The sequence below is a fragment of the Labilibaculum antarcticum genome (assembly GCF_002356295.1).
GTDB lineage: Bacteria > Bacteroidota > Bacteroidia > Bacteroidales > Marinifilaceae > Labilibaculum > Labilibaculum antarcticum.
In genome coordinates this window covers 3,325,997-3,340,159 of record NZ_AP018042.1, presented here as the reverse complement: position 1 = coordinate 3,340,159, position 14,163 = coordinate 3,325,997, and the positions used below count along the sequence as shown (strand labels likewise).

The 14,163-nt window shown below is 34.4% G+C and carries 10 protein-coding genes; 2 read left to right on the top strand and 8 right to left on the bottom strand.

Annotation, left to right across the window (positions count from 1 at the left end; genetic code table 11):
• Positions 1-128 precede the first annotated feature (128 nt).
• Positions 129-2,522 (bottom strand): translocation and assembly module lipoprotein TamL, encoded by a 2,394-nt coding sequence (gene tamL / locus ALGA_RS13195; RefSeq protein WP_096429740.1) that lies wholly within the window; start codon positions 2,520-2,522, stop codon positions 129-131.
• Between the two features lie 109 nt (positions 2,523-2,631).
• On the opposite strand from tamL, the gene ALGA_RS13190 reads away from it, so the two are divergent.
• Entirely contained in the window at positions 2,632-3,402 is a 771-nt protein-coding gene (locus ALGA_RS13190) for a TrmH family RNA methyltransferase (RefSeq protein WP_096429739.1), read from the top strand.
• Here the strand turns inward: ALGA_RS13190 and ALGA_RS13185 are convergent, their stop codons facing one another.
• The 4 genes from ALGA_RS13185 to purL form a co-directional block, all read right to left on the bottom strand.
• Positions 3,403-4,971, bottom strand: a complete 1,569-nt coding sequence (locus tag ALGA_RS13185) for an NAD(P)/FAD-dependent oxidoreductase (RefSeq protein ID WP_096429738.1) — start codon at positions 4,969-4,971, stop codon at positions 3,403-3,405. It abuts the gene before it with no gap.
• A 29-nt stretch (positions 4,972-5,000) separates the two neighbouring features.
• The gene (gene porT, locus ALGA_RS13180) at positions 5,001-5,705 is read right to left on the bottom strand and encodes a type IX secretion/gliding motility protein PorT/SprT (protein ID WP_096429737.1); all 705 of its coding nucleotides are present in this window, start codon (positions 5,703-5,705) and stop codon (positions 5,001-5,003) included.
• Between the two features lie 41 nt (positions 5,706-5,746).
• On the bottom strand, positions 5,747-6,475 hold the full coding sequence (ubiE, locus tag ALGA_RS13175) for a bifunctional demethylmenaquinone methyltransferase/2-methoxy-6-polyprenyl-1,4-benzoquinol methylase UbiE (protein ID WP_197705558.1): 729 nt from the start codon (positions 6,473-6,475) through the stop codon (positions 5,747-5,749).
• 153 nt (positions 6,476-6,628) lie between these two features.
• On the bottom strand, positions 6,629-8,770 hold the full coding sequence (gene purL / locus ALGA_RS13170) for a phosphoribosylformylglycinamidine synthase subunit PurL (RefSeq protein ID WP_162845441.1): 2,142 nt from the start codon (positions 8,768-8,770) through the stop codon (positions 6,629-6,631).
• Positions 8,771-8,913: 143 nt separating this feature from the next.
• Here purL and ALGA_RS13165 point away from each other — a divergent pair, with 143 nt between their 5' ends.
• Positions 8,914-9,672 (top strand): SDR family NAD(P)-dependent oxidoreductase, encoded by a 759-nt coding sequence (locus tag ALGA_RS13165; protein WP_096429735.1) that lies wholly within the window; start codon positions 8,914-8,916, stop codon positions 9,670-9,672.
• A gap of 14 nt (positions 9,673-9,686) precedes the next feature.
• Here ALGA_RS13165 and ALGA_RS13160 read toward each other — a convergent pair whose 3' ends face one another.
• From ALGA_RS13160 to ALGA_RS13150, 3 genes are all read right to left on the bottom strand, one after another.
• Positions 9,687-10,334, bottom strand: coding sequence for an NAD(P)H-binding protein (locus ALGA_RS13160; protein WP_096429734.1), 648 nt, complete (start codon positions 10,332-10,334; stop codon positions 9,687-9,689).
• Between the two features lie 19 nt (positions 10,335-10,353).
• On the bottom strand, positions 10,354-11,052 hold the full coding sequence (locus ALGA_RS13155) for a polysaccharide deacetylase family protein (RefSeq protein ID WP_145957631.1): 699 nt from the start codon (positions 11,050-11,052) through the stop codon (positions 10,354-10,356).
• 153 nt (positions 11,053-11,205) lie between these two features.
• Positions 11,206-14,148: a PAS domain S-box protein gene (locus tag ALGA_RS13150; protein WP_096429732.1), complete on the bottom strand. Its 2,943-nt coding sequence runs from the start codon at positions 14,146-14,148 to the stop codon at positions 11,206-11,208.
• Positions 14,149-14,163: the final 15 nt, after the last annotated feature.

The following is a 14,163-nucleotide window of genomic DNA, read 5'->3' as shown; positions in this document are numbered from 1 at the left end:
ATAATATGTTTTTATCGGATAGTTCTAAATTAAAATCGCTTGTAAAGTCAATTTGCCTACGAAGTTAAAAAGAAATTATATATTTTGCACTGTTTTAGATATAAGAAAATCACGCAAACGAATGCGATTTAAAAAGGATATCCAATTCCAATATTAAAGGTTAATTGACTCAATTTAAATGGACGGTGAGTAATGATCCATCTTTGCCCGGATTCCAAAGAAGGGTCATGTAACTTCAAGCCTAAATCAATACGGAAAAGAATAAAATTCAAATCTATACGAGTTCCATAACCTGTTCCCAAGGCAATTTCTTTATAAAACCTATTAAATTTAAAATCGGCTCCATCACGATCATCTTTCTTAGAAATCGCCCAAATATTACCAGCATCTAAAAATAAGGCACCTTCCAAAACCCAAAATAACTTAAAACGATATTCCAAATTGGCTTCGAATTTTAAATCGGCCGAATTGTTTGGATAAATTGCCGGATCATCTGAGAAATAAGATCCTGGCCCCAATGAGCGCACTTGCCATGCTCTTATACCATTTGCTCCACCTGAAAAATAACTCTTTTCAAATGGTAATACCTCTAAGTTTCCATAAGGCAAACCAGCCCCCATAAAAACCCGGTAAACCATTGTATTGGCCTTATTAATATGGTGGCTAAACCGATATTCAATATCACCTTTTAAGTATTGAGCAAAACGAATTCCAAGGAAGTCATAGTATGTACCTTCAACCTCACCATCATCATTAAAATCAGTTTTTTTATTTCGACCAATTAACTTATTTAATCCATTAAAACTATTTCCTGCAGTCTCAAAATTAAATCTGAGGTAATTATAATCACCAGGTCTGTTAATATTCTGATCATTATATGTCAATGAATATCGACTGGTAGCAACTACGTGATCAGTAAATGAATTTTTTATGTATAAATTATTTATTGATGACAGAAAATCGGCACTTAGGTTTTTAACATCAACAAAATTCAGCTCCACCAAATTAAGTGTGTGACTTATGTATTTGGAAGACTTCCAAACGTAACCAAAACTAGCATCAGCAATTGTTCGGGTATAATCAGGTCGTTCTTGAAAATTATACGACAAAGAAAACACTGTTTTAGGATTGTAGGATTTTATAAATTTCTCCGCACTAAATAGAGGTAACAGAAATTTAGGAATACTTACTTTTGATTCAATACCATATTCACTCGAGCTAAAATCGGTTTGTTCATTCGATTTTAAAGTTTCTTTTGCTGTTGAAAACTGCAGATCAAAAATTTCAGCTCCTCCAAATAAATTCTTATGCTGATAATTCAAATTTCCCGCAAAACCAATATTCCCTGAGGAATTAGTTCCTTCAAATTCCACGGAATAAGACTGCCGGTCAAGAGGCGTTAATTGAATGATACAATTTAAGCGACCAAGTTCCTCGTTATTAGAATCCAAATCCTCTTCAAATTTCACATTAACGAACTTGAATTGACTCAAAGATTGTAGACGGCTATATGTTTGTTCTACTGATTTTAAACTATAGAGTTGATCTTTACGAATCAAGATTGAAGACAATATTACACTAGGCTTAATTTTGATCTTTTCCTTGTAAATAAAATTAACTCCTTCGTGCTGAATGGTATCCAAATCCCTCAAATACTCCTGATCATCTATCATCAATGATTTGGGATCGTATCCGGTAAATATGGATACTTTGTTGATTCGGCACTTTTTTATTGAATTACTATCAATAGGCGTTTTAATACCCACAAAAACATCCATTTGATTGTCCTTCTTAGTGCTATCCATAATGAAATGAATATACTCTCTGGAAAAATTAAAGTAACCTTGATTCTTAAGTAATTTTGAAATTCGGATCCTCTCTTTATTCAAAACGTCTGAATCTACTTTATCACCTAATTGGATATCTGAATTACTTCCATCAGAAACAATATATTGACGAATCTGAGTTGAGTCAGACATCTCTCCCTTCTCTTGAAAAGGAGAAAGAAAGTTATAAGGCAACTCATTTATTCCCCGGTAAACATTTCTATAACGATAAGGTTCTTTAGATTTTATGAAATAATAAACTTTGGCTTTCTTTCTTTTCAGACTTACAGAATCTCGAACCTCAGCGTTAAAATAACCTTTTTTCTGCAGGTAAATTTCCAATTGCCTTAAGGAACGCTTGGTTTGAAAATCCTCATAAATAATTGGTTCTTCTCCGATTCGTCTTAACCATTTATTGAATCCTTTTTCTTTGTCCTTGCCAGATAAATTATACAATCCCAAGTGAAATTTCCATATCCCTAGAATCTTTAAATTTGGAGTTTGCTTTACATTGCGTTTCAATTCACCTGTCGCAATGGATTTGTCATCCGAATGGACAACAACCTTATTTAATAGATATTTACCTTCACCAACATATTTTGTAGTAGAACAAGCTCCTAAACCAAAAAGCAAGCTTGCTAAAAAAAATAAAATAGGGAAATTATAACTACTTTTGTATTTCTCGTAAGATTTCAAGTATAATATAAGTATTATTCAGTTTAAAACACGACAAAGATACTTAACTTCAATGATATATTCTTGGCTTTAGAGGCCTTTAAAATTATAAAATCTCAAAATAATTATCGTGCTATCAAAAAACCAAATTAAACTGATAACCAGCCTTCAACAAAAAAAATACAGGGATCAGCATCAACTTTTCGTAGCAGAAGGAAACAAATTAGTATCAGATCTTATAAAAGCGAAAGCCGAAGTTGAATTTCTTATTTATACCAAAGAATGGAAAGAATGTAATTCAATCGCCAGAAAAACAAAAATCAACAATAGAATTGAAACTGATGAGAATCAAATAAAAAAAATCAGTTCATTAAAAACCCCGGCAACGGTTATAGGAGTCTTCAAAATCGAATCTAAAACTGAAGACGAAAACAACATTCAAAATTCTCTATCGCTTGTTCTTGATGACGTTCGGGATCCAGGTAATTTAGGCACTATTATCCGAATTGCTGACTGGTTCGGAATTAAACACATATTTTGTTCTCGCAACACCGTTGATCTTTACAACTCGAAAGTGATTCAGGCCACAATGGGTGCAATATCAAGCGTAAATGTTATTTATACAGATATTGAAGAATTAATTCTAAAATACAAAACTCCCTCTTTCCCCATTTACGGGACCTTTCTTGAAGGGGAAATCATCTACAAATGTCAGCTTCAAAAAAAAGGATTTATTATTATGGGAAATGAAGGAAAAGGAGTTTCTCAAAACATACAAAAGCTAGTAACAAACAAGCTATACATTCCGAATTTCCCAAATGGCGAAGCTGTATCTGAATCTCTAAATGTATCAGTTGCGACCTCAATTATTTGTTCGGAATTTAGACGAGAAGAATTTTAATTATTCCTCAAGAGCCATATAACGTTTAAATGCATCTGCACATTGCTCTCCATCCATAGCTGCAGAAACGATTCCTCCAGCATAACCAGCACCTTCGCCACAGGGAAATAATCCTTTAATTCGAATGTGCTGAAAACTTTCTCTTTCTCTCGGAATTCGAACTGGCGATGAAGTTCTTGACTCTACGCCCAAAATAACGGCTTCGTTAGTAAGAAAACCATTCGATTTACGTCCAAAAGCTTTAAAAGCTTCCTGCAAACGGAATTTGATATGATCGGGCAACCACTCATGCATCGGAGACGACACAATTCCTAGATGATAGGAGGTTTTTGGCAAAGAAGTGCTCTTACGTCCGTTTACAAAGTCGTTCATTCTCTGTGCAGGAGCAGTTAAATTTTCGCCTCCTTCAATAAAAGCTCTTTCTTCCAATTCTTCCTGAAAATGCAAACCTGCCAAAGAACCATACTGCTGATACGATTTTAAATCCTGAGATCTGATCTCTACCGCCATACCTGCATTTGCAAAAGCTGTATTTCTATTTGAAGAAGACATTCCATTAACAACCTGTTGCCTGTCACCTGTAGCTGCCGGAACTATTACGCCTCCCGGACACATACAAAAAGAGTAAACACCTCTTTCTTCAACTTGTTGAACAAAGCTATAACTTGCTGCGGGCAAATACTCACCTCTGCCATTGGGATTGTGATATTGAATCTGATCAATTAGCTCCTGTGAATGCTCAATTCGAACTCCCATTGCAAATGACTTGGCCTCTAATTCTATTCCCTGTTCATCCAACTTTCGATATACATCACGAGCCGAGTGCCCTGTGGCTAAAATTACTCCTTCTCCGACTATTTTCTTACCATCTTCAGTAACAACGCCACAAATTTTATCACCTTCCAAGATATACTCAATCACTTTAGTCAAGAAATGTACCTGACCTCCAGCTTTTAAAATGTTCTCACGTATACGAACGATTACTTTTGGTAAAACATCGGTGCCAATATGTGGATGTGCATCAAATAAGATATCATCCTGTGCGCCATGAAAATGCAACACTTTTAGTATTTTTTTAAGATCTCCCCTTTTCTTGGAACGAGTGTATAATTTTCCATCGGAGAACGTTCCTGCACCACCTTCTCCAAAACTATAGTTTGAGTCTGGATCCACATTCCTGGTTCGATGCAATTCTCCTAAATCTTTTTTTCTATCCTCCACACTTTTACCTCTTTCAAGAATAATAGGCTGATATCCCAACTCTATTAAGTGAAGAGCAGCAAACAAACCAGCTGGTCCTGCTCCAACAACAATCACTTTCTTTTTGCCTTCTACATTAGAATACTCGAATTGAGAATCTTCAGATTGAGGCAATTCTTCATCGCAAGCAACTTGAAATCTAAGATTAATTAAAATATTCCTACGTCGGGCGTCTACCGATTTTCGCAAAATTTTAATTCCGTTAATCTGTGCAGATGTAACGCCTATTTTTTTAGCTAAAATAGGTTTGTAATATTTTTCGTCCGAAGCATCCCTTGGACTGAGTACTATATCTAGTTCAGAAATCATTCTATGAAAGTATTGTGAGATGTTAATCCCTATTCGAAATGGAAAGAAAGAGTAATTATTTTAGAATTCACCTTTCTAACAGCATCGGTATAAGCTTCGTAACCCGGATTATCAATATCATATTCGTGATTAATGATATCCTTTACTCCAATAGCAAATTTTAATTCTGTTGCCAATTTGAAATAAGGCAAATAAAAATCGATTCCAGCACCTAGTTCCAAATAGAGATCTGTTGTTTGCAACCGCACTAACATATCGTTTTCCGGATCTAAAGCATCCTGTGATTGCACATCAAGTTTAAAGCTTGCACCACCAATTAAATATGGCCGATAATTATTCAGTCGTCTGGCCCTGTACTTTAGTAACAAAGGAAGATTTACCAAAACAGATTCTACATTAACCTCTTCAACATCAAGGTTAGAATAACTAATAGTTCGTTGTCCAAACTCCAATCCAGGAAGGAATCTCAGCGACCAATTTTCATGCAAACGTAAATCAGATACAATTCCAACAGTAAATCCTGGAGAAAAAGCAACCTGTTCTGCTCGAGCATCGCCAATACCAGAATTATATATTGCAAAATCCATGCTATTTACTCCGAGAGTAAAACCAAAATGCAACCATTTCTGATCCACTTTTTGGTAATTTAAAAGGCTCTCAGCTTTATATCCCCTCTGTGAAAAACAGGAAGAAAAACTGAAGACTAATAATAGTATGAATAGTATTCTTTTCAAATTTTGGAATTCTTTTAAATATAAACCTACAAACTACGGTTTTATTGTATTGGTTTGGTTCCAATGTAAATGGATGCAATTCCAAAACTCAATTTTATCTGTTCTGTATCCTCAAAACCACAAGACTTATATATTTCGAGAAAATTTTCGCCATCAGGAAAAGCACCTACTGATTCTGGCAAATAGGTGTATGCAGAGCTGTCCTTAGAAACCATTTTACCCCACAAAGGAAGGATATTGAAAAAGTAAAAATTATAAAATTGTTTAACCGGAAACTTTTTAGGTTTAGAAAATTCAAGAATAACCACCTTTCCTCCCGGGCGAACAACACGATTCATTTCCTGTAAGCCCTTTTCCAAATTCTGAAAATTGCGAACACCAAAAGCCACAGTTATTGCATCGAATGAATTATCATCAAACTGAATATCTTCTGAATCTCCTTCGAATAGTTCAATTTTATCTTGAAGTTTCTTTTTAGCAATCTTTTCCCTGCCTACCGCAAGCATTTCCGTTGAAATATCAATACCTGTAACCTTATCGGGATTTAGCTTTAAACAAGCCAAGGCAAAATCACCTGTACCCGTTGCGATATCCAAAAGTTGCTTTGGCTGAAGAGACTGCAACAACTTAACCGCTTTCTTTCTCCAAAGTTTATCAATTCCCATGGATAAAAAATGATTCAGAAAATCATATTTTCTGGCAATATTATTAAACATCAGGGCAACCTGATCTTTTTTGCTTTTATCTAAATCTTTATAGGGATTTACCACGAATAAAAAATCTAATGATTAAAATGTATGGTTCGCAAACCAATTTAATTGTGAAGGCACAAATATAGTGAATGAAAAACAAAGAACCATTACATGATTCTTTGTTAAAAAGTTAAATGCAAATATTGTTATAAAAATTTACTTGATTGCTCTTTATTGATATTCTTTTTTATACTCCTCAACAGAACCATATGAAATATCATCAATTCTCAGTTCTCCTTTGGTAACATGACCTAAAGCAGAAAACGGCACTCCACTTTCCATCATCACATCCACAAAATCATCTTCTTTTTCCATGGAAACAGAAACAACTATTCTTCCTTGAGATTCCCCAAACAAGAATGCATCCGCACGAATTTCCGCAGGAGAAGTAACATCAAAACCTAATCCTAATGGCATCGATGATTCTATTAAATTAAAGAAAAGACCGCCTGCTTCAACTGAGTGAGCAGAACATACTAATTTCTTCTCTATCAATTTCGTAACAAGGTTATTTATTGCTTTTTCTTCATCAAGATTAAAATAAGGTACTCCAACATTACACTTCTTATGAATTGAGCATAAATATTCAGAACCCGAAATATCATTCCGCGATTTCCCAATTAAAAAAATCATATCACCCTTATTCCTATAAATATAGGACATGTGATTTGTCTTTGGTTCAATGACTCCAAGCATTCCAATTATTGGTGTTGGATTTATTGCTTCTCGTTTCCCAAGAACAGAACTCTCATTGTAGAAACTCACATTGCCCCCTACAACCGGGGTATCAAAAAACTCGCTTGCATTTGAAATTCCCTTTACTGTTTCAACAAATTGAGAAAAAACACTTTCTTCCAAAGGACTTCCAAAATTCAAACAATCGTTTAGAGCCAACGGTTTTCCGCCGGAACAAACAATTCGACGAACAGCTCTTGCAATATTAATTTGTGCTCCAAGATTCGGATTATTAAATGAATAAACTGAATTCCCTGAAACAGTAAAACAAAGAGTTTTACCATTTGAATTCACCGTTACTATTTGAGCATCGGATGGCGATTTATTTGTTTTCTCCTCAAAATTAAGTTGTAAAAACTCCTTGATTATCAAATTAGGAATATTCACCATTTTATTAATAACCTTCCAATAATTACCTGGTTCAGGAATATTCTCCAAAAAATCGATCGCCACTTCTTTTTCGATTAGATGATGCTTTCTATTTGACTGAGGTGCACCATATCCCATAACCAAATCGTGTGCATTTAATTCTGCAACAACTATTTCAGCTTCGGTAAATCGAATTGTTTTAGCCTCAACAATCGCCCCGATTTTATTGCAAGGGATATTAGCTTTCGCAAACACATCAAAAACTAATTCTTGTTTTTCTTTATCAACAACCAGCACAATTCGTTCTTGAGTTCTTGACAAAAGTACCTGCTCAATACTTAAGCCAGACTGATTAAGAGGAATTTGATTTAAATCAATATCTACGCCTGTTTTTGCATGAACACTTATTGAAGCCACAGCATTAACAATACCTGCCATATCTAAATTCTCAATTCGAACAACAGCATTTTCATCATTCAATTTCAGAATGCTATCAATTAATGAACTTCCTATACCTGGATTTCCCTTTGGAATAGTGAAACTTTCAGCCTGACCATAAACTCCTTCAGCACTAGTAGAATTTCCTGCAATTAGAACCAATTGTCCTGGAATCATTTTTCTATTAAGCAATATTTTATCCTTTGGAACAACTCCGGCAACCATCACATTAACAATAGGATTGGTGTCATAGCAGGAATTAAAGCAAACCTCTCCACCCATGTTTTCCAAATAGAGTACCGAGGAATAATCGCGTACACCTTTCACCACCTCATCCATCAACCATTTGGTTCGATCTAAAGAAGCTTCCCCAAAGCGCAAAGAACTTAAAACAAGTAAAGGTTTTGCTCCAAGAGATACGACATCACGACATACATCACCCACGCATGTTGCAGCCCCTTGATATGGATCAATTCCACTTGGATGATTGTGCGTGCCCATTTTAAAAACACAATATTCACCGTTTCCAATATCAACAACACCGGCATTTGACTGACGAGCACCAGAGATTATATTCTCTCCCTTATTTGGCAATGAATTAATCCAATTAAAAGAACTTTTATAGGACACATTTTCGGACCACATTACAGAATAAATCTGTAATTCCAATAAATTCGGTGACCGCCCAATATTTTTAGAAATCCTTTCAAATCCCTCTTGGTTAATTCCCAAATCTTCTGCTAATTGTAAAGAAACTTCCTGATTTATCATGATGCCAGCATTTAGGTGATAATATTTTAAATTTAAAAAAAATAAGATAGTAACACGAATAATCAGAGTAGTTTTTAACTTTACTCTTTCTTTAAAAATCATAAGATATTCTGAAGTGAAATCTGAATAAACTTTCAAAAAAGATGAATAAAATTGCATTTATAACAGGGGCAACTGCAGGCATTGGTGAAGCTTGTGCTAAAAAATTAGCTGAAATAGGATTTGATTTAATTATTTCGGGGCGACGAAAAGAAAAGCTGGAAATCTTACAGCAAGAATTAATTGCGAACTATCAGGTGAAGGTTTTCTCAATTGAATTGGATGTAAGAAATCAAAAAGAAGTTGAATCAAAAATAAAGTCGTTACCTGAAAAATGGAACAAAATTGATTTACTACTAAACAATGCCGGTTTAGCTGTAGGTGTTTCGTCTTTTCAGGAAGGAATAATAGACGATTGGGAAAGAATGATTGATACCAATTTGAAAGGTCTTTTATACGTAACACGAGCAATTACTCCTTTAATGATAGAGAGAAAGAAGGGCCAAATTATTAACATTACTTCGGTAGCCGGAAAAGAAGTTTACCCAGGTGGAAATGTATATTGTGCAACGAAACATGCGGTTGACGCTATCACCAAAGGAATGAGAATTGATTTACTACCTCACAATATTAAAGTTTGTTCTCTTGCTCCGGGAATGGTTGATACCGAATTTTCATTGGTGCGATTCAAAGGAGATTCCGAAAAAGCAGAGCAGGTATATAACGGATTCACACCACTTAATGCTGAAGATATTGCCGAAACAGTCGAATTTATTGCCACCAGACCATCACATGTAAACATCAATGATATTTTGATAATGGCTACTGATCAAGCTTCTGCAAGAGACGTTAACAAGCAATAAGTACAGAAAAAATATCAGGCTTTGGATATTTCTTCAGATTCAATAACCCATCTGCCTGGTAAATTACTTTTTGATTTTCGGTGAATCGTCTCAGCTAATTGATCTCCGGTTACGGCAACAATTCGTTTCAATTTACCGATAAAAAGAAAATACAGATTTCGGCTGATCCAGGCAGCAAATGCTTCGAAAAGCCGAAATTCTTTTCGATCACCATAAATCACCGATGGCCGATAAATTACCACTGATTCAAAATTCAAACAATTAATAAAACATTCGAGCTCACCCTTCACTCTCTGATAAAAGAAAATAGATTGAGGGCTTGCCCATATTGCGCTTATTAAATGAAATTCTTTTATACAATGTTTCTCGCACAGCTTCGCAAAATTGGTAATGTACTCAAAGTCCACTTTTCGAAAATTACTCTTAGTTTGAGCTTTTCGAATTGTTGTTCCCAAACAACAGAATGCAATATCGCAACAATCCGGAAGATTTTCGGATGAAAGAACTTCAAAATCGACAATAACCTGAATCAATTTTTCATCTGTAATATCTATTTTATTTCTGACCAATGCATATACTTCCCTGTAATCTTTATCCTTCAATAAAATTTCAATTAATTTTCTCCCGGTAAAACCAGATCCTCCAATTACAAGCACTTTCATAAAATGATATTTTTAACCATTACAATTTCCACAATCCATGCTGTTTTAAATCCCATATCGGAATTTTAATTTCAGCAGTCCCACAAACGTAATCCCCTAAGGAATTATCAGAAAAGGAAAAAATAAAACAATCATCCTGATAGGAAAAAAATTGAAAATCCGCAGCAATAAAAGGAAGCTCATTGAAACAATGATCGGGATTCTCGAAATATTTAATGAGCAATTTATTTAATGATTGCAATTCCTTTTTACGTTTTAAATGCAATAAATCGTCTAGTTTTAATTGTTCTGCCCTTTGAGTGCTATAATTAAAGCACTTAAAAAAAGTTTGACCATGCTCCCCACCCTGATAGGAATAAACTGTAAACCGTGCACTTACATAATCTCGAGCAAAAACATCCAGAGTATAATCAATTTTCAGCTCTCTGTTGCAGACTCTACTTTCTGACTTTACTTCATGATTCTCATCCAAATCCATTTCATACAACAATGAATTTAAAAACAGTTCAACATTTGAATTTATAGAATCACAAACATTTCGAGAATCACGACTATTGTTTTTTAATTCAGGAAATTTCACAGTTAGAAGTCCATTTTCTATTCTCTTTGATATCTCCTTTTCGTGCACAATAATACTGAGATCATTCCTGCAGGAATACATCACTAAGACACACCAAAGTATCAAAATTCCCAAAAATGAGTTCCTCTTTCTTCTCAAATCCCTTGAGTTAATTTATTAAATTTAAGGTACATCTTTTATAGCAGAAACAAAAACCCGCTGCAAGTTCATAATCATACTTATCATGAACAAATATCATTCAAAAAAAACCGTCTACAAAGACAGTTTTCTATATAATTTCATTTTAAAGAACTAGATCAATGCTTTTATTTTTTCCAGCAAAAGATCCTTTTTTATTGGCTTTGAAATGTAATCATCACAACCTTCTTCTTTGGCTTTATTTTCATCCCCATCCATAGCATAAGCAGTTTGTGCAATTATTGGTATATTAGGATTAAAGCTTTTAATTTTTTTTGTGGCAATTAATCCATCCATTATTGGCATTCGTATATCCATTAACACCAAACGAATATTAGAGTTGTTCTTACACATTTCAACCGCCTCTTCGCCATTCTCGGCTCTCATAACCTCATAACTATTTCGTTTTAATATGGCTTCTATTAGTTTGAAATTTGAAATTTCATCTTCAGCAACTAATATTAATGGTGAATTTGAAGTTTGCATACCATTTGTATTATTTAATTCTTTTTTACTATCGGTTTTAGAAATCACACAATTTAATCGTAGAGTAAAAGTTGATCCTACATTAGGCTCCGATTCAACTTCAATAGTTCCACCTAGCATATCCATTATTTTTTTTGAAATAGCCAGTCCAAGCCCGGTTCCTCCAAAAGTTCTTGTGATGGAATCATCAGCCTGTCTGAATTTATCGAAAATGACATCTTTTTTCTCCTTTTCTATCCCAACTCCACTATCTTTAATATACAAGGACAATTCCTCCCCATCAACCTTATATCCAAATTCGACAACCCCTTCGTTTGTAAACTTTAAAGCATTCTTTATTAAATTGGTAACTACTTGTAGCAACCTTTGATAATCGGATTTCACGAGAATACGCGAATAGTTCTCGTCAGTTTTAAACTGTAATCCCAAACGCTCTTTATTCTCCTGAACTTGTTTTTCCTTAGACATTTTTTTAACATCCTCAATAAAATTGAACATGAAAAATTCTTCCTCCCCAATCTGAAAACTTTGACTTTCGATGGAAGTGAAGCTCAAAATATCTTCAATAATACCTAATAATTGATTTCCACTCTTATTAATTAGACCAACAAACTCAAGAATTTCTGTTATCGATAATGAATCATCACATAAGTTAGAAAATCCGATCACGGCATTTAATGGAGTTCTTAATTCGTGAGACATATTCGCTAGAAAAGTTGATTTTAACCGATCCGATTCTTCAGCTCTATTTTTTGATTCCAGTAATTTTTTCTCAACATTCTTAGCCTCCGTAATATCTTCTTTTACTGATACGATATGTGTTATTTTCCCATATTCATTTTTTATAGGCGAAAAGTTTGCCCTTTCCCAATACAATTCTTTATTCTTCTTCACATTAAGAAATTCGCCAGCCCACTCTTCTCCAGCCAAAACTGCCTCCCACATTTCCTTATACGTTTGATCAGGAGTAATACCCGACTTAAGGATTCTGGGATTTTTCCCTATTACCTCTTTCAAACTATAACCACTAATATGGCAAAACTTTGGATTTACATATTCTATGTCTCCATTCAGGTCAGTAATAACAATAGATGCCGGACTTTGTTCCATCGAACGATGTAACATTCTCAATTCATTATCCTTCTTTTTTTTCACCGTACCAGCAGCCAATTGAATTGAAAGAACTTCAAGCAATTTAATGCTCTCTAAATTCATTTCAGAACCATCAATAAAGGTAGATACCCCAAAAACACCTAATACTTTATCTTCAGAAATAAGAGGAATTCCCAGCCAATTTTTTGGAATTTGCTCCAAAGAAAGTTTGTTCTTAAGCATTGTCTCTGAAATCTGACTACCTGTCAAATAAAGCATCTTCTTCCCTCTAATTACCGCGCTACTTAAGGATTCCGAATAATTAATAGCTTTAAAATCTTCATCTTTCTCTGTAAAAGAACGCAAGGATCGACCATTAGGAGCAATCAATTCCAGAAAAAGTTTTCCTGCACCAATAACTTGCTCCAATTCTTCTCCAATTTTACCGATCATCTCAACAGTATTCATCGAAGAATTCAGGATTTCAGAGATACGATGCATTATTTGTTGGCTTTTTTGATTCCAAACCTGTTGGGTCAGATTCCTGTATATGCCATAAACAGCAAGCTGACTATTATCCAAAACAATAGGTTTTCCAAGAACCTGAACATGAATTTGCCTCCCTGATTTAGTCTGACGTATCGTCGTCATGTCAATCATTTTTCCATCAGAAGCAAATTTTGTTGCTTTTTTCCCCTCCTCTTTAAATCTTTCAGGAACTATTAGGTCATTTATTTCTTTTGATTTTATTTCCTCCAGCGAATATTCGAACAAACGAAGAAATTCCTGATTTGCCTGAATTACTTTATCTTCATTATCTAAAATAACTATTGCCTCTGGCGAGTGATCAAATAAATTCTGAAAGAAAGTTTTTTGAATTCGAAGTTCATTTGCGATCTCCTGATTCTTTCTAATCTCATTTTTTAAGTCATAACTCATTTCGAGTTGCGATGTGATTCCTTTCAAAAAACGAATTGATTTGTATATATTATCTTCTATTTCCGTTCTGGATAATATTTTCAGCAACTTAGATTCTTCAATTTCGTCCTTCGTTAACTGAAGTTCTTTTTCAATTTTAAGGGCCAACGAATCTGTATTTTCAATAAACTGTCCATAAACAAAATAGCCAAAAACAACCCCTTTGATTTTCACTGGTACAAATACTCCCCTAGCATGACTCCCATAGACAAGCTCAATACATTCATCTTCTCTTTCGGGTTTCATTCGGAAAATATCAGCAAAGAAACTATTACTATTCTTAGCTAATTCACTCTCTAAAAGCGTCATTGCTTTGCAGTCAGAACTATGAACATATCTATCCTTAAAATCCAGAAACAAACAAGGGCATCCACTTAAGGACGAAAATTCATCTAGAAGAGAATTAAAGTTATTTGGGATAGGGATATCCTGAAAGTGAGACAAAACACTATCGGTCAATGCGATTTCGGAACAAGAAAGAGAGTTAATATTCTTCAACATAGGGAGAATTACATT